This window comes from Yinghuangia sp. ASG 101 (assembly GCF_021165735.1).
Taxonomy (GTDB): domain Bacteria; phylum Actinomycetota; class Actinomycetes; order Streptomycetales; family Streptomycetaceae; genus Yinghuangia.
In genome coordinates this window covers 5,134,147-5,155,180 of record NZ_CP088911.1, presented here as the reverse complement: position 1 = coordinate 5,155,180, position 21,034 = coordinate 5,134,147, and the positions used below count along the sequence as shown (strand labels likewise).

At 72.4% G+C, this 21,034-nt stretch carries 21 protein-coding genes, 1 tRNA gene and 1 pseudogene; 10 read left to right on the top strand and 13 right to left on the bottom strand.

From position 1 onward, the window contains the following. The first annotated feature begins 64 nt into the window (after positions 1–64). The 4 genes from LO772_RS22185 (at position 65) to LO772_RS22170 (ending at position 4,425) form a co-directional block, all read left to right on the top strand. Positions 65–913 carry a DUF4097 family beta strand repeat-containing protein gene (locus tag LO772_RS22185; protein WP_231773781.1) on the top strand — a complete coding sequence of 283 codons (849 nt, stop codon included), beginning with the start codon at positions 65–67 and terminating at the stop codon, positions 911–913. A gap of 197 nt (positions 914–1,110) precedes the next feature. Then, positions 1,111–2,136 carry a helix-turn-helix transcriptional regulator gene (locus LO772_RS22180; RefSeq protein WP_231773780.1) on the top strand — a complete coding sequence of 342 codons (1,026 nt, stop codon included), beginning with the start codon at positions 1,111–1,113 and terminating at the stop codon, positions 2,134–2,136. A gap of 118 nt (positions 2,137–2,254) precedes the next feature. Continuing rightward, a complete protein-coding gene (locus LO772_RS22175) occupies positions 2,255–3,646 on the top strand; it encodes an 8-oxoguanine deaminase (RefSeq protein ID WP_231773779.1) in 1,392 nt (463 codons plus the stop codon). Positions 3,647–3,927: 281 nt separating this feature from the next. Further along, a complete protein-coding gene (locus LO772_RS22170; RefSeq protein ID WP_231773778.1) occupies positions 3,928–4,425 on the top strand; it encodes a hypothetical protein in 498 nt (165 codons plus the stop codon). Between the two features lie 26 nt (positions 4,426–4,451). Here the strand turns inward: LO772_RS22170 and LO772_RS22165 are convergent, their stop codons facing one another. Next, positions 4,452–5,093 carry a nucleotidyltransferase family protein gene (locus LO772_RS22165; protein ID WP_231773777.1) on the bottom strand — a complete coding sequence of 214 codons (642 nt, stop codon included), beginning with the start codon at positions 5,091–5,093 and terminating at the stop codon, positions 4,452–4,454. A gap of 129 nt (positions 5,094–5,222) precedes the next feature. Here LO772_RS22165 and LO772_RS22160 point away from each other — a divergent pair, with 129 nt between their 5' ends. Together LO772_RS22160 and LO772_RS22155 are read left to right on the top strand one after the other, a co-directional pair. Beyond that, positions 5,223–7,058: an ABC transporter ATP-binding protein gene (locus LO772_RS22160; RefSeq protein ID WP_231773776.1), complete on the top strand. Its 1,836-nt coding sequence runs from the start codon at positions 5,223–5,225 to the stop codon at positions 7,056–7,058. A 71-nt stretch (positions 7,059–7,129) separates the two neighbouring features. Beyond that, positions 7,130–8,989, top strand: a complete 1,860-nt coding sequence (locus tag LO772_RS22155; RefSeq protein WP_443089462.1) for an ABC transporter ATP-binding protein — start codon at positions 7,130–7,132, stop codon at positions 8,987–8,989. Between the two features lie 51 nt (positions 8,990–9,040). Here the strand turns inward: LO772_RS22155 and LO772_RS22150 are convergent, their stop codons facing one another. Together LO772_RS22150 and LO772_RS22145 are read right to left on the bottom strand one after the other, a co-directional pair. Further along, positions 9,041–10,174 carry an LLM class flavin-dependent oxidoreductase gene (locus LO772_RS22150; protein WP_443089298.1) on the bottom strand — a complete coding sequence of 378 codons (1,134 nt, stop codon included), beginning with the start codon at positions 10,172–10,174 and terminating at the stop codon, positions 9,041–9,043. An 85-nt stretch (positions 10,175–10,259) separates the two neighbouring features. Then, positions 10,260–10,658: an RICIN domain-containing protein gene (locus LO772_RS22145; protein WP_231773774.1), complete on the bottom strand. Its 399-nt coding sequence runs from the start codon at positions 10,656–10,658 to the stop codon at positions 10,260–10,262. Between LO772_RS22145 and LO772_RS22140 the strand changes: the two genes are divergently transcribed. Then, positions 10,645–11,058, top strand: coding sequence for a hypothetical protein (locus LO772_RS22140; protein WP_231773773.1), 414 nt, complete (start codon positions 10,645–10,647; stop codon positions 11,056–11,058). The genes LO772_RS22145 and LO772_RS22140 overlap by 14 nt on opposite strands. On the opposite strand, the gene LO772_RS22135 is transcribed toward LO772_RS22140, so the two are convergent. From LO772_RS22135 to LO772_RS22110, 6 genes and pseudogenes are all read right to left on the bottom strand, one after another. Further along, positions 11,052–11,375: a DMT family transporter gene (locus LO772_RS22135; protein ID WP_231773772.1), complete on the bottom strand. Its 324-nt coding sequence runs from the start codon at positions 11,373–11,375 to the stop codon at positions 11,052–11,054. The two genes, LO772_RS22140 and LO772_RS22135, sit on opposite strands and share 7 nt — an antisense overlap. A 181-nt stretch (positions 11,376–11,556) precedes the next feature. Beyond that, positions 11,557–11,859, bottom strand: coding sequence for a GroES family chaperonin (locus LO772_RS22130; protein WP_231779672.1), 303 nt, complete (start codon positions 11,857–11,859; stop codon positions 11,557–11,559). Between the two features lie 227 nt (positions 11,860–12,086). Beyond that, positions 12,087–12,416, bottom strand: coding sequence for a DUF3618 domain-containing protein (locus tag LO772_RS22125; RefSeq protein ID WP_443089297.1), 330 nt, complete (start codon positions 12,414–12,416; stop codon positions 12,087–12,089). Between the two features lie 217 nt (positions 12,417–12,633). Beyond that, a complete protein-coding gene (locus LO772_RS22120) occupies positions 12,634–13,536 on the bottom strand; it encodes an energy-coupling factor ABC transporter ATP-binding protein (protein WP_231773771.1) in 903 nt (300 codons plus the stop codon). Between the two features lie 46 nt (positions 13,537–13,582). Beyond that, positions 13,583–14,350: a cobalt ECF transporter T component CbiQ gene (cbiQ, locus tag LO772_RS22115; protein ID WP_231773770.1), complete on the bottom strand. Its 768-nt coding sequence runs from the start codon at positions 14,348–14,350 to the stop codon at positions 13,583–13,585. A gap of 61 nt (positions 14,351–14,411) precedes the next feature. Beyond that, positions 14,412–15,506: pseudogene (locus tag LO772_RS22110) on the bottom strand (energy-coupling factor ABC transporter permease). 252 nt (positions 15,507–15,758) lie between these two features. Here LO772_RS22110 and bcp point away from each other — a divergent pair. From bcp to LO772_RS22095, 3 genes are all read left to right on the top strand, one after another. Next, the gene (gene bcp / locus LO772_RS22105; RefSeq protein ID WP_231773769.1) at positions 15,759–16,232 is read left to right on the top strand and encodes a thioredoxin-dependent thiol peroxidase; all 474 of its coding nucleotides are present in this window, start codon (positions 15,759–15,761) and stop codon (positions 16,230–16,232) included. A gap of 356 nt (positions 16,233–16,588) precedes the next feature. After that, complete coding sequence (locus tag LO772_RS35915; protein WP_269453073.1) at positions 16,589–16,903, top strand: HNH endonuclease signature motif containing protein; 315 nt, start codon at positions 16,589–16,591, stop codon at positions 16,901–16,903. 35 nt (positions 16,904–16,938) lie between these two features. Further along, a tRNA-Leu gene (locus tag LO772_RS22095) sits at positions 16,939–17,012 on the top strand. Positions 17,013–17,068: 56 nt separating this feature from the next. Here LO772_RS22095 and LO772_RS22090 read toward each other — a convergent pair. From LO772_RS22090 to rph, 4 genes are all read right to left on the bottom strand, one after another. Next, entirely contained in the window at positions 17,069–18,751 is a 1,683-nt protein-coding gene (locus LO772_RS22090; protein WP_231773767.1) for a molybdopterin-dependent oxidoreductase, read from the bottom strand. Positions 18,752–18,899: 148 nt separating this feature from the next. Beyond that, entirely contained in the window at positions 18,900–19,514 is a 615-nt protein-coding gene (rdgB, locus tag LO772_RS22085) for an RdgB/HAM1 family non-canonical purine NTP pyrophosphatase (protein WP_231773766.1), read from the bottom strand. A gap of 124 nt (positions 19,515–19,638) precedes the next feature. Next, positions 19,639–20,025 (bottom strand): hypothetical protein, encoded by a 387-nt coding sequence (locus LO772_RS22080; RefSeq protein WP_231773765.1) that lies wholly within the window; start codon positions 20,023–20,025, stop codon positions 19,639–19,641. A gap of 211 nt (positions 20,026–20,236) precedes the next feature. Beyond that, positions 20,237–20,977 (bottom strand): ribonuclease PH, encoded by a 741-nt coding sequence (rph, locus tag LO772_RS22075; RefSeq protein ID WP_231773764.1) that lies wholly within the window; start codon positions 20,975–20,977, stop codon positions 20,237–20,239. Between the last annotated feature and the right edge of the window lie 57 nt (positions 20,978–21,034).

Sequence of the window (21,034 nt, the reverse complement as noted above, 5' to 3'; positions counted from 1 at the left end):
GTGCGCCGCACCCGTCGCCTCCGTGGCGGCCGGACGCGTGCGGCCGGAAGGGGGAGGTAAGCCCATGTCGCGATGGACCGTCGCCGCACCTCGGGTGTTGGACGTCGAACCGGTGCGGGTCGTACGCGTGCGCGCGGTCGCCGGGATCGTCGACGTCGTCGGCACGGACGGGCCGGCCCACCTGGAGATCACCGCGATCGAGGGACCGCCCCTGCGGGTGCGCCACGACGCGGCCTCCGGGGAACTCACGGTGGACTACGAGGACTTGGCCCGCAAGGGGCCGAAGCACTGGTTCGACCGCCGGGTGCGCGGGCGCAGTTGCGCGGTGTCGCTCGCGGTGCCGTGGGACTGCGCGATCGACCTCGGCGTGCTGTCCGCGCACACGACGGTGTCCGGCGTCCACGGCGCGGTCACCGTGCGCACCGTCGCGGGCGGGGTCACGCTCGTCGGCCTGACCGGCGCGGTCGACGTGGGCACGGTCGCGGGCAGCGTCGAGGCCGAATCGCTCGCGGGCGACGTCCGGGTGGCCACGGTCTCCGGCGACCTCACGCTGGTCGAGGGCACGGGCGGGCGCGTGCGCGCGCAGTCGGTGTCCGGCGCGATGGTCATGGATTTGGACGCGTTCGGCCGGAACGACGTACAACTGGCAACGGTGTCAGGGGCGTTGACCGTGCGTCTGCCGCATGACGGCGACGTCGACGTCGACGTACGCTCGTCGGGCGGAACGGTGGGATCGGCGTTCGCGGGGCTGAACGTACGTTCAGGCTTCGGAACTTCCCGGCTGGTCGGCACGTTGGGCGAGGGAACCGGTCGGTTGCGGATCAACTCGGCCTCCGGGGACGTCGCACTGCTGCGCCGCCCCGCGCCGGATCCCGGAAGGAAGGGCAAGAGCTTGACGTCCTCCCCCTCGTGACCAGGGGCACCCGAGGCCCGCGCCGAGGGCTCCCCTTCGTCGCCGGTCGCCGCCCGGAGCGTTCCGCCCCGGCCCCGCACCGGCTCGCCGGGCCGTCACCGCCGCCCCGGCGGACCGGGCAGCGGGCAGGGCGGGCCCCACGCAAGGAACGGATCTCCTCCCCCGCCCGAGTGCGGGGGTATGTACGGAGGAATGAGATGACCCCGGTCTTCGGCCACGGCCGCCTTCGGCTGTATCTGCTCAAGCTGCTCGACGAGAACCCGCGGCACGGCTACGAGATCATCCGCCTGTTGCAGGACCGTTTCTTCGGGCTGTACGCGCCGTCGGCCGGCACCGTCTACCCGCGCCTCGCGAAACTCGAACAGGAAGGCCTCGTCACGCACTCGGTGGAGGGGGGCCGTAAGGTCTACCGCATCACCGACGCCGGACGCGCCGAACTCGCCGACCGCCGGGCGGAACTCGACGCGCTGGAGGCGGAGATCCGCGCGTCGGTCTACGAGCGCGCCCGCGAGATCCGCGACGAGGTCCGTACGTCCGCCCGCAACCTGCGCGACGAACTGCGGCAGGCGGCGCGCGACGTCCAGGACGACGCCCGGCGCACGGACTCCTCGGCGCACCGCCCCTGGCAGCGCTCCGGCCGCCACGACCCCGTCTCGGCGTGGGCGCAGAACCTCGGCCCCGCGCTCTCCCAGAAGATGGTCGACCTCGCGGAGGGCCTGGCCCAGGGCCTCGCGGGCATCACCGAGCACCACACCCGGCATCTCGAGGACGAACTGCGCAAGCGCTTCGGCCCGGACCCGGCGGCCGGCAAGCGGGCGGGAGGGCCCGCGCCCGCGGCGGATCCGTGGGGCGAGGAGGCCGACGGCGTCGGCGGCACCGGGGAGCCGGGCGACGCGGGACGCGGGACCCCGGGGCGCGAGGACACGGCGCAAACCCCGTCCGAGCCGGCGTCCGGGGCCAAATCCGGTTCCGAGTCCGGGGCCGCCCCCGGGCCCAAGTCCGCATCCGCGTCCGACTCCGGCCCGGGCGCCGGCTCCCGGTCCCGCCGAAGCGGGACCGACCGCGGCGACCCGACCGAATTCGAGCGTCTGTTCGACTGCTTCCGCTCCGAGATCGACACGGCGGCCGGGCACGCCGGCCTCACGGCACAACAGGTCGACCGCGCCCGCGACGTCCTGATCCGGGCGTGCACCGACCTGAAGGACATCTTCAACGACCGGTGACCGTCCGGCACCGCTCGTCCCGCCTCCTCTTTCCGGTCGGCATCGACCGCTTCGGGCGGAAAAACGACAGACAATGCCCGAGGGACCCCGCGATGCCGACGGAAAGAGGCGGACACCTGTGACCACCGCACACGAGCCGGCCCCCGTCGCCCGCATCGTGATCGACAACGCGCACATCGCGACCGTCGACCCCGGCGACACCGAGTTCACGTCCGGCCACGTCGTCGTCGCGGGCAACCGCATCGAGGCGGTGGGGGCCGGTCCGGCCCCCGAAGTCCCGGGCGCCGTACGCCGGATCGACGCGTCCGGCCATCTCCTGACCCCCGGCCTGGTCAACACCCACCACCACTTCTACCAGTGGCTGACGCGCGGATTCGCCCAGCAGGCCATCCTGTTCGACTGGCTCGTCGAGCTGTATCCGACGTGGGCGAGGATCGACGACGAGCTGTGCCACGCCGCCGCACAGGGCTCCGCCGCCGCACTGCTCACCTCCGGGTGCACGACGGCCGCCGACCACGCGTACGTCTTCCCGCGCGGCGCGGGCGACATCCTCGGCGCCGAGATCGCCGCCGTCGCCGAACTCGGCCTGCGCTTCCACCCCACGCGCGGCTCGATGGACCGCAGCCGCAAGGACGGCGGACTGCCGCCCGACAACGCCGTCGAGACCACCGACGAGGCCCTGGCCGCGACCGAGGCCGCGATCGACCGCTGGCACGACCCGTCGTTCGGCTCGATGCTGCGCATCGCCGCGGCGCCGTGCTCGCCGTTCTCGGTGTCCACCGAACTCATGCGCGAGTCCGCGGTGTTGGCGCGGCGCAAAGGCGTACGCCTGCACACGCACGGCTCGGAGACGCTCGAAGAGGAGCGGTACTGCCGCGAGTTGTTCAAAATGGGCCCGACCGACTACTTCGAATCGGTCGGCTGGCTCGGCGACGACGTGTGGATCGCGCATTCCGTCCACATGGGCGACTCCGACATCGCCAAGTTCGCCGCCACCGGAACGGGCGTCGCCACCTGCCCGTCCTCGAACGCGCGGCTGGCGGCCGGGGTCGCACGCGTACCCGACCTGCTCCGCGCCGGTGTTCGCGTCGGCCTCGGGGTGGACGGCTCCGCCTCCAACGAAGCCGGCGAACTCGCCACGGAACTGCGCAACCTGCTCCTGCTCAACCGGGTGGCCTGGGGAGCCGACGCCTTGACCGCCCGTCAGGCCCTGCGCGTCGCGACCCTCGGCGGCGCTCAAGTCCTCGGCCGCGACCGGGAGATCGGCAGCATCGAACCCGGCAAGCTCGCCGACCTCGCCCTGTGGCGGATGGACGGCCTCCGCCACGCCGGCATCGCCGACAAGGTCGCCGCCCTCGTCCTCGGCGCCGCGGCGCCGCTCACGCTGCTCCTGGTCAACGGCGTCCCCGTCGTGGAGAACGACCGCCTGACCCGAGCCGACGAGGACACCATCGCCCGCGACGTCGCCACCGCCGCCGCCACCCTGGCCCGCCGCGCCGGCCTGACCTGAACACCCGGTCGGACCGGCGGGTTCCGCGAGGGATCCGGAGCCGCGGGCAACGGCCGCGGGAGCGGCGGGAGTTCGCCGTGCCTGAACGCACCGGATACCTAGGTACGGACACTCATGTACTCACGCCCCGACACCGCAAGCATGGGGCGCGCGCCGACGTTCGTCGGTGGATGCCGCAAGAGGGGTGTCCCTCGAATGTGACGGGGGCCGGGGCGGCGCCGCCGAATCCGCCCGGACGGGTCGCGCACTTCCCATGTCGTGAGAGGAGTGTGCCCGAAGCGATGGTGCCATCGGAGTCTCCGCCGCGGTTCCGCGACGACCTGTCGACCATCTACGACTTCATGGACGAGATCCTGATCCGCTGCCCGGCCTGCGAGGCCTTGGCACGGGTGGTCGTCCACCCGCGCCGGGCGGTGATGTCGCCGTTCCAGGCGCGGCGCCTGGTGTGCGCGCAGTGCGGGCACACGCGCGACAAGGACTCGGGCGTCTACTCGATGCCGAGTGCGGACGCCACGCACATGAACGACCCGTACTTCTCGCTGCCGCTGTGGTTGCAGGCGTCGACACGGCACGGGCTGCTGTGGGCGTACAACCTCAACCACCTCGCGCTGATCCGCCGTTTCGTCGCGGCGGAGCTGCGGGGGGACGCGTGGACCGAGGAGGGCATCCGCATGACGCTGGTCTCGCGGCTGCCGGCCTGGATCACCTCGGCGGTGAACCGCTCCGAAGTGCTGCGGGTGATCGCGCGGATGGAGGCGTCGGTGGGCGGGACGCCCTGAGGGCCCCGTACGACGACGCCCGCCCGCTACCCCGCCTTCTCCGGGCCGCCGAGCCGCGGCAGGTCGTCGGGGGTGTCGATGTCGCGCCCGTCGGCGACGTCCCCGCACTCGACGAGCCGCAGGGCGTCCCGGTGGGCCGCGAGGAAGGCCCGCGCGCCCGCGTCGCCCCGCGCGCTCGCGGCGATGTCGGGCCACCAGCGCGCCGCGAAGAGCACCGGGTGCCCTCGGCGGCCGTCGTACGCCGCGGCGACGAGCTCGGAGCCGCCGGTCCGGTACGCGGCGATCAGCCGCGCGACGGCGGCGGCCGTGACGCCGGGCATGTCGACCAGCATGACGACGGCCGCCGACGCGTCGTCCGGCAGCGCCGCCAGGCCGACCCGCAGCGAGGACCCCATACCGCCGGCCCAGTCGGGGTTCACCGCGATCCGGGCCGCGCCCGGCGGCGTCGCGGCACGCACCTCGTCCGCCGCGGCGCCGAGCACGGCGGTGACCGTGGCGCAGCCGCCGTCGCGCAGCACGCGAATCCCGTGGTCGATCAGGGGCCGCCCGCGGAACGGCAGCAGGGCCTTGGGCCGGCCTCCGAGGCGGCGGCCACCGCCCGCGGCCAGCAGCAGCCCCGCGACAGTCCCCGTACCCGTCCCAGCCGTCCCAGCGGTCCCATCCGTCATCGTCGTCTCCGTCCCCGACCGTCCCCGTCCCCGTGCCGTACCGCCGAAGCCGCCGGAAATCACCCCCACTCCGGAGCAACACGAAAAATCAGGTGACCGGCGGCCGGTCCATCCGTACGGTCGGACATCATGGCCGACCCCACACCCGTGACGTCGTCCCGGTCCACAAGACCCGCCCCGTCGACCGTCGCGACCCTCCTCCGGCTGCGCCCGTTCGTCCGCCCGGCCCGCCGGCGGCTGATCGGCGCCGCGCTCACCGCCCTGGCGGCCACGTGCAGCGGCCTGACGATCCCGCTCCTCGTCGCGCGGGTCGTCGACGGCCCGGTGGCCGACCACGACACCGCCGCGCTGTGGCCGTGGGTGGCGCTGCTCGCCCTGCTCGGGGCGATGGAGGTGTTCTTCTTCTGGGCCCGCCGCGCGCTGACCGCGCGTGCGCTGCCGCGCGTCGAGGAGACGATGCGGAACACGCTGTACGAGCACCTCCAGACCCGCCCGGTGGCCTTCCACGACACGTGGCAGTCCGGCCAGTTGCTGTCGCGCGCGACCCGCGACCTCAACGAGCTGCGGTCGTTCCTGTCGTTCATCGTCGTGTTCCTGTTCGTGAACTCCGCGACGTTCCTGGTGGGTTCGGTGATGCTGGTCATCCTGCACCCGCTGCTCGGCCTCGTGGTGACCGCGATCGCCGTCCCCGTCGTCGCCTTCAGTGTGGTCTTCGAACGGCGCTACCGCGTCGTGGCCCGCCGCGCCCAGGACCAGGCGGGCGACGTGGCCACCGTCATGGAGGAGTCGGTCCTCGGCATCCGCGTGCTGAAGGCGTTCGGCCGGCATCGCGCGATGGACCGCCGATTCCACACGCTCACCGGCGAGTTGCGTGCGACCGAGCTGCGCAAGGCCCGCATGGTCGGGATCGTCTGGGCGTTCCTCATCGCGGTCCCGGAGATCGCGGTGGCCGTCGCGTTGCTGCTCGGCGTCGGCGAGGTCGCGGACGGCGCGATGACGTCCGGCGAACTCGTCGCGTTCTTCGCGATCGTCATGTACCTGCGCTGGCCCGTCGAATCGCTCGGCTGGCTCCTCGCCGCGTCGACGGACGCCGCGGCAGCCGCGGGCCGCTACTTCGAGGTCCTGGACGCCGACGGCGAACTCCCCGAGAGGGACCGCCCGATCGACCCGGTCCGCGTCGCCGGGGCGGTGGCGTTCGAGGGCGTCCGCTTCCGCTTCCCCGAGACCCCGCCCGACACCCCCGATGTCCTGCGCGGCGTCGACCTCGCGATCCGGCCGGGCGAGACGATCGCCCTGGTCGGCCCGACGGGATCGGGAAAGACGGCGATGGCGTCGCTGGTGCCGCGCCTGTACGACGTGACGGGCGGGCGGATCGCCCTCGACGGCGTCGACGTGCGCGACCTGCCCGTCGAACGCCTGCGCCGCATCGTGGCGGTCGCGTTCGAGGAGCCGGTGCTGTTCTCCATGAGCGTCCGCGAGAACGTCCTGCTGGGCTTCCCCGAGGGCACCGACGACGACGTACGGCGCGCACTCGCCGTCGCGCAGGCCGAGTTCGTCGACGACCTCCCGTGGGGGCTGGACACCCGGGTCGGCGAGGAGGGCCTGGATCTGTCCGGCGGTCAGCGGCAACGCCTCGCGCTGGCCCGCGCGGTCGTCGCCCGCCCGGCCGTCCTGGTGCTCGACGACCCGCTGTCGGCACTCGACGTGCACACCGAGTCCCAGGTGGAGAAGGCCCTGCGCACGGTCCTGGCGACCACGACCGCGCTGGTCGTGGCACACCGTCCGAGCACGGTCCAACTCGCCGACCGGGTGGCCCTGTTGGCGAACGGCCGCATCGAAGCCGTGGGCACCCACGACCAGTTGCTGCAACGCAGCGCCGCCTACCGGCGGTTGATGGCCGCGGACACCTCCCGGTTCCGACGCGCGCCCGCTCCGGCGCACGCGCGCGCCGAGGAGGCGGTGTGAGCAACGAGACCTCCGTGCGCGGCCCCGGGCCCAATCCCCGCGACGACGAACCGGCCGCGACGTGGCGCGGCATCAGCGCACGGGCCTCCGACGACGACGCGGACGAGGCGGCCCGCGAGGCCGAGGCGGAGGCCGCGGGCGACGCCGGCCCGGACCAGGCCCTCGGCCGGGCCCGGGCGGGCGACGCGCGCCGCCTGCTGCGCTCCCTGCTGAGGCCGTACCGCGGCCTGACCGCCCTGGTCGTGGTCGTGGCGATCGTCGAGCAACTCGCCTTCCTCGCCGGGCCGCTGCTGATCGGGCTGGCGATCGACCGGGCGGTGCCGGACGCGGCGGCGGGCGACAACTCCACGCTCGTCGTCATCGTGGTGGCGTACGCACTGTGCGGATTCCTCACCGCGGGAGCGGAGTTCGCGTTCCAGGTCACCGCGGCACGGCTCAGCCAAGGTTTCCTGCGCGACCTGCGCCGCCGCGTCTTCACGCACGCGCAGCGCCTCGGCCTCGACTTCCACGAGCGCTACACCGCGGGCCGCATCGTGGCGCGCGCGACCGGCGACATCGACACCGTGCGGGAGTTGCTCGACGACGGCGTCGACGGTCTCGCCGGCGCGCTGCTGACGTTCTGGTTCTCGCTGGCGTTCCTGTTCTTCCTCGACGCGCCGCTGGCCCTGCTGGTCGTCGTCGGCCTCGTGCCGATCGGCCTCGCGACCCGCTGGTACGCCCGCGGTTCCGCCGCGGCCTTCCGCCGCACGCGCACCACCAGCGCGGCGATGACCACGCAGTACATCGAGACGTTCAACGGCATCCGCGCGGTCCAGGCGTACCGCCGCGAACCGCGCAACGCCGGGATCTTCCGCGCCCTGAACCGTCGTTACACCGAGGCGAACACCGAAACCATCGTGCTGTTCTCGCGGTTCGCCCCGCTCATGCTGCTCGTCGGCAACCTCACGCTGATCGCCGCCATCGTCATCGGCGCGTTCCGGGTGGCCGACGGCGGCCTCGAACTGGGCGTGCTCGCCGCCTTCGCCCTCTACATCAAGCGCATGTACGACCCGCTCGACGAACTCGCGCTGTTCCTCAACACCTACCAGTCCGCGGCGGCCGGCCTGGAGAAGATCGCGGGCCTGCTCGCCCACGAACCCGCCGTCGCGGACCCCGCGCGGCCGACCCACCTGCCGGAGCGCTCCGGCAAGGGGCGCACGGTCACCTTCGACAAGGTCCGGTTCGGCTACCGCGACGGCCCGCCGGTGCTGCCGTGCGTCGACCTGGAGATCCCGCGCGGCCAGACCGTCGCCCTGGTGGGCGCGACCGGGGCCGGCAAGTCGACGCTCGCCAAGGTACTCGCCCGGTTCTACGACCCCACGTCCGGCGCGGTGCGCCTGGACGGCGTCGACATCCGCGCGTTGACGATCCCCCGGCTGCGCGGCGAACTGACGATGGTCACCCAGGAGTCGTTCCTGTTCTCCGGGTCCGTCGCCGACAACATCGCCCTCGGGCGGCCGGACGCCACGCGCGCCGAGATCGAGGAGGTCGCGCGGGCGCTCGGCGCCCACGACTTCATCGCCGCGCTGCCGGACGGATTCGACACCGACGTCCGCAAACGCGGCGCGCGGCTGTCCGCCGGTCAGCGCCAACTCGTGGCGTTCGCCCGGGTGTTGCTCGCGGACCCGGCGGTGCTGATCCTGGACGAGGCGACGTCGTCGCTCGACATCCCCGGCGAACGCGCCGTCCAGCGGGCGCTGGCCACGGTGTTGGACGGCCGTACCGCCGTCGTCATCGCCCACCGCCTGTCCACCGTGGAGATCGCCGACCGCGTGCTCGTGATCGACGACGGCCGCGTCGTGGAGGACGGCTCGCCGGCCGAACTGGTCGCGGCCGGTGCCGGGGGACGGTTCGGCGCGCTGCACAAGGCGTGGCGCGACTCCCTGGCCTGACCCGCGCCCCGTCACGGCTCCGGCGGGGAGCGCCGCAAGGGCCGTCGGGGGTCACTCCACCCCCGGCAGCCCCCACACCCGCGCGATGATCTCGTACGACGTCAGCCGCGCCGCGTGGCCGTGCACATTGCTGATCACCATCAGCTCGTCCACCCGGGTCCGCTCCACCAGCTCGCGCAGACCGCGCCGCACCCGATCGGGGCCGCCGGTGACGTGCTGCTTCTGGTACGCGGAGACGAAGTCCGCCTCGGCCGGCGTCCACGGGTACGCGTCGGCCTCCTCCGGGCTGGGCTGCAACCCCGGCCGCCCCTGCCGCAACCGCAGCATCGCGAGCGCCTGGGACCGCCCGAGCCGCGTGGCTTCCTCATCGGTGTCGGCGGCGATGACACCGGCCGCGATCATCGCGTACGGCTCCTTCAGATCCTCCGACGGCTGGAAGCTCCTGCGATACAACTCCAGTGCGGGCAGCGTGTGTTCGCCGCTGAAGTGGTGCGCGAACGCGAACGGCAGGCCCAGCATCCCGGCCAGCCGCGCGCTGTAGCCGCTCGATCCCAGCAACCAGATCGGCGCGCGCGTCGCGTCGTGCTCCCCGCCGGGCTCGATGCCCGACGCCGGGCCGGGTACCGCCTGGATGCGCTGGTAGGGGTGACCGTCCCGGAATCCGTCGGTCAGGAACGCGATCAGCTCGCCCAGCTGCTGCGGGAAGTCCTCCGCCGACAACGCCTCCGCACTGCGGCGCAGCGCCCGCGCGGTCGCCTGGTCGGTGCCGGGCGCCCGGCCCAGCCCGATGTCTATCCGCCCCGGGTGCAGCGCCTGAAGCGTGCCGAACTGCTCGGCGACGACGAGCGGCGCGTGGTTCGGCAGCATGACGCCGCCGGAGCCGAGCCGCAGTGTGGACGTGTGCGCGGCCAGGTGCGCGAGGAGCACCGGCGGCGACGAACTCGCGATACCGGGCATGTTGTGGTGCTCGGCCACCCAGAAGCGGTGGTAGCCCCAGCGCTCGGCGCGCCGGGCCAGCTCGGTCGTGGTCCGCAGCGCCTCGGTCGCGGTGTATCCGGTGCCGACCGGCGCGACGTCGAGCACGGACAACGGGATCGCGGGCATGGGCGCCCCGTCGGGTGCCGTCGGGTCGCTGGGCTCGGTCTGCTGGGGAGGCGTTCCGGACGCTTGAGGATCCACGTCCATCCGCAACAGGCCGCCGGCGGCTCTTGTTCCGGGCGCCTGCCCCGTACGCCGGCCCGAGCGCCTGTCCGAGCGCCTGTCCGAGCGCCTATCCGAGCGCCTGGAACGACCAGACGAGCCCCGACTTCACCGACACCAGCTTCAGGCCCTGCTGGCCCTGTTCCTTGCCGCCCGTGCCGAGTGCCTGCTTGCCGTCCCGGCTGACCAGCACGAAGCCGCCGCCGCTCGCCTGCATTTTCCACTGCTGCGCCGCGGCGCCGCAGTCGTCCTGGACGGCCTTGCCGCCGCGGATGTCGAGGCACTTGCCGCTGTTCCGCGCGACCAGCGTCACCATCCCCTTGCCGGCGTCCCGCAGCGTCCACTGCTGGTTGTCCTGGGCCGGTTTGGGGGTGTACAGGATGATCGGGGTTTTCGCGTCCTTCTTGCCGCCGTACACGTCCAGGGCCTTGCCGCCCGCGGTGACGTGGTACGTCGTGCCGGTCGGCACGGGCGGCCCCGAGGGCGACGCGGACGGCGACGCGCTCGCGCTGGGACTCGCACTCGCACTCGGACCGGCACTCGGACTCTCGCTCGCCGAAGCGGACGGGGACGCGCTCGGCGATGGTGTCGGCGAATCGCTCCCCGACGGGCCGCCGCTCGCCGCGACCGCGTCCGACCCGCCTCCGCCCCCGCCGGACAACACCCCCGCGACCCCGCCGAAGAGCAGGCCCACCAGCGCGGTCGCCCCCAACGCCGCCAGGACGATCCGGCGCGACACCATCTCCCGACTCCCCTCCGGGCCGCGGTCGGTCGTCCGCGGCCCCTTCAGGGCGGCCATCCTGGCAGACGCGCGGGCCCGCCGTTCCACCGCCCGGGACCGGACGCCGTCCCGCGGCGGCCCTCAGTGACCTGACCCGGTGGCCTTCAGCCCGACGATCGCGACGGCCATGAGCACCAGGAAGAAGATCCGGGCCGCCGTCGCCGGCTCACCGAGCACCACGATCCCCACCAGCCCGGAACCCACCGCGCCGATGCCCACCCAGACGCCGTACGCCGTCCCGATCGGCAGCGAGCGCGCGGCGATCGACAGCAGCAGCATGCTCCCGGCGATCCCGAGGCCGGTCAGCACGCTCGGCACCAGCCGCGTGAAACCCTCGGTGTACTTGAGCCCGACCGCCCACGCCACTTCCAGCAGACCCGCGACGACCAGCAGCAACCACGCCATGACAACGCACCTCACCCGCGTCGTCGTCAGGGCCCGGTACGTCGCACTCGTCGGGGACGGGCCGTCCCGCGGACATCCGTGGCCCGCGTTCACATCCGGCCTGCCGCGTCCAGCCTCTCAAACCCGGGGGTCCCGGCCAAGAGACGGTGGGCGATCTCACCCCTCGGACATCACGCGGGCGTCACAGATACAGGCCGGTCGTCTCACCCGACTCCTCGACCCGTTCCGCGGCCACGGCGTGCAGGTCGCGCTCGCGCAGCAGCACGTACGCGACGCCCCGGACCTCGACCTCGGCCCGGTCCTCGGGGTCGAACAACACCCGGTCGCCGAGCTCGACGGAACGGACGTTCTGCCCCACCGCGATCACCTCCGCCCACGCCAGCCTCTTGCCGACCTGCGCGGTCGCCGGGATCAAGATCCCCCCGCTCGACCGGCGGTCGCCCTCACCGGTGTCCTGGCGCACCAGCACGCGATCGTGCAGCATGCGGATCGGCAGCTTCTCGCCGAAATCGGCTGGGCTCACCCGGTGGCCGCCGGAAGACGGCTCGCCACGGCGGTCGGAATTCTTGGACGCGTCGGAACTCACGCATGAAAAGTACCCGCCCGGAGGCCCGTCCGTGACACCAGGGCGACAACAGCAGGCCGCCCCGGCGCCCCGAGGGACGCCAGGGGCGGACATACCCTGACAACACGACAGCCGACGCGGCCCGGCTACTTCTTCTTCCGGCCCCGCCGCTTCAGCAGCACCACCAGCACCACGACGCCGACCACGCCACCCGCGACCGGTGCGATCCGGTCCACCCGCGGCGCGCCCGTCTCACTGTCGACGAACTGCGCACGGACCTTCTCCGAGGTCCGCCGCGCCACATTCGCGGGCTTCACACGATCGACCAGCTCGTCCAGCGTCACCGCCAGATTCGCGCGGGCGCGCTCGATCTCCGCCTCGATCTCCTCCGGGGTGCGCGACACGGCCTTCCCTTCATCCCGCGTCGAACCGCTGCTCACCGGCTCCACCCGCGAGTGCTTCGCCTGGACCGTCACCGGCCGTCCGAGCGCCGCCCGACCGGCCCGCTCCAACTCCGCCGCAGAACGCTCCGACCCGCCGTGCCCGTTCTCGCTCACAGCCCGTCCTCTCGCTTCCGCTGCCACCACCCGCACAGCACGCTGCTGTGCCTTCGGCGGCCACCGACTCCGCTTGTTCCGCGTGTGCCCCCAAGTCAAGCAGGTATCCGCACCGAAGAGCGGCAGCGCATGCCCGTCAGCCGTGTTCGCACGGTGCCGCGGCGTCGCCGACGGGCCGCGGCACACCCCCCGCCGCCGGGGCGCAGCGCTCGCAATCCAGCCGCGCGAAGCCGTACGGCAGCTCCAGGCGGTGGGCCTCCATCAGCGCCGCGTCGGCGAGCAGCCGCCGCGTCGGGCCGTCGGCCGCGATCACCCCGCCGGACAGCACCAGCGACCGTTCGCACAGCTCCAACGCGAACGGCAGGTCGTGCGTGACCATCAGCACCGTCACGTCCAGGCGCCCCACGATCTCGGCCAGTTCGCGGCGGCTCGCCGGATCCAGGTTCGACGACGGCTCGTCCAACACCAGGATCTCGGGGCGCATCGCCAGCACCGTCGCCACCGCGACGCGCCGACGCTGGCCGAAGCTCAGATGGTGCGGCGGCCGGTCCGCGAACTCCGCCATGCCCACCGACGCCAGCGCCTCGGCGACCCGCTCGTCCAACGCCGCGCCGCGCATCCCCAGGTTCGCCGGGCCGAACGCGACGTCCTCGCGCACCGTCGGCATGAACAGCTGGTCGTCCGGGTCCTGGAACACGATCCCCACCCGGCGCCGGATCTCGCCCAGGTTCGGCTTCGCGACCTCCAGGCCCGCGACCCGCACCGTGCCCTGCCCGGTGCCGGTGTCGGCCGACAAAATCCCGTTCAGGTGCAGGACCAGCGTCGTCTTGCCGGCTCCGTTCGGCCCGAGCAGCGCCACCCGCTCACCCCGCCCGATGCGCAGGTCGACACCGAAGAGCGCCTGCTGGCCGTCGGGGTACGCGAACGCCAGCCCGGACACCTCCAACGACGGCGGTACGACCCCCGCGGCGGCCTCGCCCCCGGCGGCGGCCGGATCGGCACCGGTGTTCGGATCGGCCGCGGTGTTCGGATCGCCCATGCGCCCCATCATCGCGTGCCTCCCCCGTCGGCCGTCCCCCGGCCGGTCACCCCGCACCCGCCCACGCCGCCGCGCAGACCACCGCGGCCACCGCCGGCAGCACCGCCGCCGCACCCCACTGCGCCCGGTTCGCGCGCACGTCGACGATCACCGGCATCGTCCCGGTGTAGCCGCGTGACAACATCGCGAGGTGCACGCGCTCGCCGCGCTCGTAGGAGCGGATGAAGAGCGCCCCCGCCGACTTCGCGACGACCGGCAGCTGCCGTACGTCCTTCGCCTGGAAGCCGCGCGACTCGCGTGCCACCCGCATGCGGCCCATCTCGCCGGCGATCACCGTGGTGTAGCGCACCATGAACTGCATGATCTGCACGAGGAGTTGCGGCATCCGCAGGCGCTCCAGGCCGAGCAGCAGGTCGCGCACCGTCGTCGTCGCCGCGAGCAGGATCGACGCGACCACGCCCAGCGTGCCCTTCGCGAGGATGTTCCACGCGCCCAGCAGACCGCTGTGGCTGACGGTCAGCCCGAGGAATTCCGTCTTCGGCCCGGTCGCGAGGAACGGCAGCGCGAGCGCGAACACCACGAACGGGATCTCCACCACGACCCGCCGCGCGACGTACCCGGCCGGAACCCTGCCGACCGCCGCGGCGACCGCCAGCAGCAGCGCGTACGCGCCGAACGCCCAGTACGCCTCGCGCGGCGTCGCCACCACCGCGAAGACGAACACCACGACGGCGACGACCTTGCAGTGCGGCGGCAGGCGGTGCAGCGGCGAATCGCCGGGCCGGTAGAGATCGTGTGCGTGGCCCGCGCCCATCAGCGCCTCCCCGCCCCGGCCCGGGAACCGAACCCGGCCGCGGGCCGGACCTGACGGTCCGTCACGAACCTTCCGAGGCCGTCGCCTCGGCCGGGACGTCCGACGCCTCCGCGTCACCGAGCGCGGAACTGCGGCGCTTGAGCACCCAGAATCCGCCGCCGGCCACGACCAGCGTCGCGCCCACCCCCAGCACGCCCGCGAGGCCGCCGGAGAGGCGTTCGTTGTGCACGCCCTCGACGCCGTAGTCCGCGAGCGGGCTGTCGGCGAGGCTGTGGTCCTCGACCTTCTCGTCCATGCCCTTGTCCGCGGCGACCTTCTCCAGACCGTCGGGGTTCTGGCTCGCGTAGAAGCTGATGACGCCCGCGAGGACCAGCGCGACGACCGCGCCCGCGATCAGCAGGGTGCGCGTGCGTACCTTCGCCATCTTCCCGTTCCCTCCCTGGCTCCGGAATCAGACCCGCGCGGCGGGAGTGGAGTCCGCGCCGCCCGTGCGCAGTTCGAGCGGTTCGGCGAAGCCGCGCGCACCGTGCACGAGGTCCGGGCGCACCGCCAGGACGCTCGACACCGTCGCCGCGGTGATCACCGCCTCGCCGATGCCGATCAGCACGTGGACGCCGATCATCGCGCCGGCGACCTTCGACAGCGGCACGTCCGTCGTACCGCCGATCGCGTACACCCCGGTGAACACCACCGCGCAGACCGGCACCGACACCAGCGCACCCACGAACGCCGCGCCGACCAGCGACCGCCGCGTGCGCGGCAGCACCCGGACGAGCAGGCTGAACAGGCCGTAGCCGACGACCGCGGTGACGATCCCCATGATCGTGATGTTCACGCCCAACGCGCTGAGGCCGCCGTCGGCGAAGAACACCGCCTGCATCAGCAACACGACCGACATGCACAGGACGCCGGTGTACGGCCCGACCAGGATCGCCGCGAGCGTCCCGCCCAGCAGGTGCCCGCTCGTCCCGGACGCCACCGGGAAGTTCAGCATCTGCACCGCGAAGATGAACGCCGCGACGAGACCCGCGAGCGGCGCGGTCCGCTCGTCGAGTTCACGCCGCGCGCCGCGCAGACTGACCCCGACGCCGGCCGCCGCGACCACCCCCGCCGCAACCGACACGGGCGCGTTGATGAACCCATCGGGCACGTGCATGGGAACCTCCTTCGGGCAACACCGGACGGCACGGGCGGCTTCGGACGACAGCGTGCAAAGCCGTCCGATTTTATGGCCACCACTTGCACCTGCAAAAGAGATGCAAGTAGCGACGAAGCGCACACCGCGCAGGATGTTTCACCGGCGCGCGCCCGGCGCACCCCGGCACGCGTTTGCCGTCGCCGGGAGCCCGACCTAGCGTGTGCGGGTCACACCCCCATCCCCCGCGACACCACGAAATGTGAGGCCCCGGTGAGCGAACGACTCCAACCCGGCGACGCCGCCCCCGCCTTCGCCCTCAAGAACGCCGATGGCGACGAGGTCACCCTCGCCTCCTACCAGGGGCGCAAGGTGATCGTGTACTTCTACCCGGCCGCCCTCACCCCCGGCTGCACCAAGCAGGCCTGCGACTTCACCGACAACCTCACCCTCCTCGCCGACGCCGGCTACGACGTCGTCGGCATCTCCCCCGACAAGCCGGAAAAGCTCGACAAATTCCGCCAGAAGGAATCCCTGTCGGTCACCCTCCTCTCCGACCCCGACAAGGCGACCCTCACCGCGTACGGGGCGTTCGGCGAGAAGACCATGTACGGCAAGAAGGTCACCGGCGTGATCCGCTCCACCTTCGTCGTCGACGAAGACGGCAGGATCCAAAACGCCCTGTACAACGTCCGCGCCACCGGCCACGTCGCCAAACTCCTCAAAGACCTCAAAATCGCCGCCTGACACAGGGTCATAAAACCGGCTGGCCTTACTCGTTACTCGCACGCATGTTCGTCGTTGACTCCCCCGAGGACCGAACACCGCTCCTCGGGGGAGGTCGAACGTGACGAAGAACCACAAGTACTCACCGGAACTGCCGGCACGGGGCGCGGCGGAATCCCGCAGCGTGAACGAGGTGCTGCGAAGCCTCGGCCTCCCGGTCGTCGGCGGACGGCACACCCACATCAGCCGCAAGCTCAAGCAACTGGGTATCGATACAAGCCACTTCAGCTGTCACCAGCTCAGCAAATACACCCCAGAACGTCTGGCCCGCGCCGCAGCACAGAGCACGAGCATGGACGAGATGCTGACACACCTCGGTGCGAATCGGTACACCAAGGTTGACGCATACGTGCGGAAGCGCTGCCGAGACTTCGGCAACGGGCCAGCGGCTGCGTCGAGCACTGGCCGAAATCGGCCGCGAGTACAAATGCACCACGTGCGGCATTCGCGGGACCTGGAACGGCCAGCCCATCACGCTTGCGGTGGACCATATCAACGGCGACTGGCGGGACCACCGCGCAGAGAACCTGCGCTATCTTTGCCCCAACTGTCACAGCCAGACGGATACTTACCGGGGGCACGCCCGCAAGGCAGCAACGTCGCCCGTGGAGAATCAGCGAGACGGCAGTTGACATCAGGACCAACATGAGGTATAATTGGCGAGCGCGGGGCCGTGCCCCAGCTGGAAGAGGGCGCCGGTTTAGGTCCGGCGAGGCGTGGGTTCGAGTCCCACCGGCCCCACAAATTGAGGGTGTTCTCCCGATCGGGAGAACACCCTCAATGACTTTCCGCCCCGCTCACGTAATCGTCATCGAGATCGTGTGCCACCCCGTCGCCCCATCCGGTGCCACACCCTGCTCCTCGTCCGTCTGGACCGCCCCCGTTCTGTCTGTCGCGCGAACGCGGATGCGGTGGGGGCCCGGTTTGGCGTTCCAGTACCAGACGAACTGACGCCAGGTGTCGACGGTGTTCTCGGCGGCGAGTTGAGCTTGTTGCCATGGCTCGTCGTCGATCTGGATCTCGACGTTGGCGATGCCGGTGTGCTGGGCCCAGGCGACGCCGGCGACGGGGACGCGCCCGCGCGCGACCTTGGACATGTTCTTGGGGGTGTCGATGCGCGACTGGGTCTTGATCGGGCCGTGTTCGGCCCAGCCGCGCTGGACCCAGTAGGCGTCGTAGTCGGCGAAGGTCGTCGCCTCGATCTCGGTGATCCACTTGCAGGCGGAGACGTAGCCGTACAGGCCGGGGACGACCATGCGGACCGGGAAGCCGTGGCGTATCGGCAGGGGTTCGCCGTTCATGCCGATGGCGAGGATCGCGTCGCGGCCGTCCATGACGGTGGCGGTGGGCGTACCGATCGTCATGCCGTCGAAGGAGCGGCTGACGAGCTGGTCGGCGTCCGGGTGGACGCCGGCCTCGCGGAGCAGGTCGGCCAGGGGGACGCCGAGCCAGCGGGCGTTGCCGACGTATTCGCCGCCGACGTCGTTGGAGACGCAGGCCAGCGTGATGTCGCGCTCGATCGTGGGGCGGGCGCTGAGCGTGGCGAAGTCGATCTCGATCTCCCGGTCGACCTTGCCGTGGATGCGCAGCTTCCAGTCCTCGGCGCGGATTTCGGGAACAACCAGCGCGGTGTCGATCCGGTAGAAGGACTTGTTCGGGGTGACGTACGGGCTCAGGCCCGGCAGCCCGAGGTCGGTCCCGGCGGCGGGCGCGGGCGCGGGTGCGACGGGCGCGGGAAGGACGACGTTGGCGCGGGACTTGCCGACGTCGAAGCGGATGTTCTGCAGCCAGCGGCCGAGCCCGGCGAGGACGGCACCCGCGCCGACCGAGCCGAGGAGGAGGGTGCGGCGCGACGGCGTGAGGGGAGAAGCGGCCGGCACGGCGGTGCTGCCCGCGGGGACGGCGGGCGGCGGGTCGGCCAAGCCGGTGTCCTCGCCCGGGCCGGACGCCTCGGTCGGAGGCCCGTCGGCGGCCGGTTCCTCGGGCGGCTCGGCGGCCGGGGTCCGTGCCCGGCGCGGGAGGCGTACGAGATCGGGCCGGGTGAGCAGCACGATCGCGACGGCGCCGACGACCGCGCCCACGATCGCGGGGATGACGTCGGTGTCGCGGTCGGCGGGGCGCGAGACGGCCGCGCCGACCGTCACGACGCCGAGGACGGCGACGCCGGCGACGCCGGTCCAGAGCCATCGACGGGCGAGCATGCCGATGAGGGCGGCGAAGATCAGCAGGACGACGCCGACGGCGATGCGGAGGACGAGTTTGTCGTCGGTGCCGAACTGGCGGACCGCCCACTCCTTGACGTCCCGCGGGGTGCGGTCGATGACCGACTGTCCGACGGTGACGAGGGGCGCGGCCTCGCGGCGGACGAACGCGGCGGTGAACTCGGTCGCGGCGACGGCGAGGCCGGCGGCGAGGACGCCGTTGAGGGCGGCGGGTCCTTCCGTGCGCAGGACCCGCTTGGTGGCCGGAGAGAGTGGCACGCGTCTCCTCCTCACAATGCGGTGGTCAGCACATCATGGCGCCGCGAGGTACGGAATGTCCGTGGCGCGGGCTTACCGATCCATGACGGGGCCGGTCGTGGAACGGCCGGGAATCGGCCGCGGTGTGGCCGAAACCACACCGAACCGGTCAGCCGCGGTCGCGGGTGACGAGTTCGGCGATGATCGGCGCAAGGGCCCGGAAGGCCTTGCCCCGGTGGCTGATGGCGTTCTTCTCGTCGGCCGTCAGCTCGGCCGTCGTTCGGCTGTCGCCGTCGACGCGCAGGATGGGGTCGTATCCGAAGCCTCCGGTGCCGCGCGGGGCGTCGGTGAGCGTGCCGGTGAGGCGTCCTTCGACCACGTGTTCGGTGCCGTCGGGGAGGGCGAGGGCCGCGGCGCAGGTGAAGTGGGCGGCGCGGTGTTCGGGCCCGATGTCGGCCAGCTGCGCGAGCAGGAGTTCGAGGTTGGCGGTGTCGTCGCCGTGCCGTCCGGCCCAGCGGGCGGAGAAGATGCCGGGCATGCCGTTCAGCGCGTCGACGCACAGGCCGGAGTCGTCGGCGACGGCGGGCAGGCCGGTGGCGCGGGCGACGGCGTGGGCCTTGAGGAGGGCGTTCGCGGCGAAGGTGAGCCCGGTCTCGGGAACGTCCGGCACGTCGGGGAAGGCGTCGGTGCCGAGGAGTTCGACGTCGGTCCCGGCGTCGTGCAGGATGCGGCGCAGTTCGGTGACCTTGTGGGCGTTGCGGGTCGCGAGGACGAGACGGCTCATGGGGGGCAAGCCTACGCACGCGGCCGTGCGCCGGGGCGGGTGCGGCGGACCGGCCCGCTGTCCGGGCCCGGTCCGCGGCACCCGCCGCGCGTGGTGTGAGCCGCCCGCGCCGAGGGGCGCGGGGTCAGCTGGTGCAGGCCTTGGCGATGGTCTCGGCGCTGGAGCGCAGCAGGCTGATGCTGTCGGCGGCGGGGACCTCGCCGTCGCGGATCTGCTGTTGCATCGAGTCGACCTTGGTGATCATCTCGCCGACGGCGTCCTTGACATCCTGGGAGTCGATGTCGTCGGTGGCTTTGTTGAGGGTGTTCGACAGGTTGTCGAGCGACCGCGACGCGGCCTGCGGGTCGTTGATGACGCCCTGCAGGTTGGAGATGTCGTTGGCCAGTTGCGTGCCGAGTTCGATGCAGTCGATGGCCTTCTGCGCCTCGGAGCACGAAGTGGCCGTGAACAGGGCGGCGGCGATGGCGACGGCGGCGACGCTCGTACGCACGGCGCGGTGGGCACGGAACATGATGCTCCTCGGTATGCGGGACGACATGACCGGCCGGGGATGACGGTCGGCGAGCGTGCGCTGCGTGGCGGCCGACCCGTCTGACCGGTGCTCAGACCGTAGCGGAGTGCGGCGTGTTGCGGCGGGATCGGTGTCCGTTTCACGCCCGCCGGTTGCAGCCTCGTGACACTGGCAATCGGGGCGTTATGCGCGGCCCCGCGGCCGGGTCCGGTCAGGCGCGCCCGGGGGGTTCCTCCAGGGCGATCTGCTGGAGCAGCGTGAGTTCCGCGCAGCCGGCGGCGCCGAGGTCGAGCAGCCGGTCGAGGAGGGCGCGGTCGAAGGGCTCGCTTTCGGCGGTCCCCTGGACCTCGACGAAGCGGCCGTCGCCGGTGCAGACGATGTTCATGTCCGTTTCGGCGCGGACGTCTTCCTCGTAGGGGAGGTCGAGCATGGGGGTGCCGTCGATGATGCCGACGCTGACGGCGGCGACGGATCCGATGAGCGGTTCGGATTTGGTTTTGACGAGCCTGCGCTCGCGGGCCCAGGTGACGGCGTCGGCGAGGGCGACGTAGGCGCCGGTGATGGCGGCGGTCCGGGTGCCGCCGTCGGCCTGGAGGACGTCGCAGTCGAGTTGGATGGTGTTCTCGCCGAGGGCCTTGTAGTCGATGACGGCGCGCAGCGAACGGCCGATGAGGCGGGAGATCTCGTGGGTGCGCCCGCCGATGCGGCCCTTGACCGACTCCCGGTCGCCGCGCGTGTGGGTGGCGCGGGGCAGCATCGAGTATTCGGCGGTGACCCAGCCGAGGCCGCTGCCCTTGCGCCAGCGCGGGACGCCTTCGGTGACGGACGCGGCGACCAGGACGCGGGTGCGCCCGAATTCGACGAGGACGGAGCCCTCGGCGTGGTCGAGCCATCCGCGGTGGAAGGTGATCGGGCGGAGCTGTTCGGGCGTGCGGCCGTCTGCGCGTGACATGGCGTCCACCCTAAAGGGCGTACGCGGATGGTCGGCGCGCGCGCCGGGCGGTGCCCG

Excerpts from the sequence above, each read along its gene's own strand:
- LO772_RS22180 (WP_231773780.1), top strand. The coding sequence starts at position 1,111 with ATGACCCCGGTCTTCGGCCACGGCCGCCTTCGGCTGTATCTGCTCAAG.
- LO772_RS22080 (WP_231773765.1), bottom strand. The coding sequence starts at position 20,025 with ATGTTCCGTGCCCACCGCGCCGTGCGTACGAGCGTCGCCGCCGTCGCC.
- LO772_RS22150 (WP_443089298.1), bottom strand. The coding sequence starts at position 10,174 with ATGGACGTGGATCCTCAAGCGTCCGGAACGCCTCCCCAGCAGACCGAG.
- LO772_RS22130 (WP_231779672.1), bottom strand. The coding sequence starts at position 11,859 with ATGCTGCACGATCGCGTGCTGGTGCGCCAGGACACCGGTGAGGGCGAC.
- LO772_RS22185 (WP_231773781.1), top strand. The coding sequence starts at position 65 with ATGTCGCGATGGACCGTCGCCGCACCTCGGGTGTTGGACGTCGAACCG.
- cbiQ (WP_231773770.1), bottom strand. The coding sequence starts at position 14,350 with ATGGGCGCGGGCCACGCACACGATCTCTACCGGCCCGGCGATTCGCCG.
- rph (WP_231773764.1), bottom strand. The coding sequence starts at position 20,977 with ATGTCACGCGCAGACGGCCGCACGCCCGAACAGCTCCGCCCGATCACC.
- LO772_RS22160 (WP_231773776.1), top strand. The coding sequence starts at position 5,223 with ATGGCCGACCCCACACCCGTGACGTCGTCCCGGTCCACAAGACCCGCC.
- LO772_RS22135 (WP_231773772.1), bottom strand. The coding sequence starts at position 11,375 with ATGGCGTGGTTGCTGCTGGTCGTCGCGGGTCTGCTGGAAGTGGCGTGG.
- LO772_RS22120 (WP_231773771.1), bottom strand. The coding sequence starts at position 13,536 with ATGGGCGATCCGAACACCGCGGCCGATCCGAACACCGGTGCCGATCCG.
- LO772_RS22165 (WP_231773777.1), bottom strand. The coding sequence starts at position 5,093 with ATGACGGATGGGACCGCTGGGACGGCTGGGACGGGTACGGGGACTGTC.
- LO772_RS22170 (WP_231773778.1), top strand. The coding sequence starts at position 3,928 with ATGGTGCCATCGGAGTCTCCGCCGCGGTTCCGCGACGACCTGTCGACC.
- rdgB (WP_231773766.1), bottom strand. The coding sequence starts at position 19,514 with ATGAGCCGTCTCGTCCTCGCGACCCGCAACGCCCACAAGGTCACCGAA.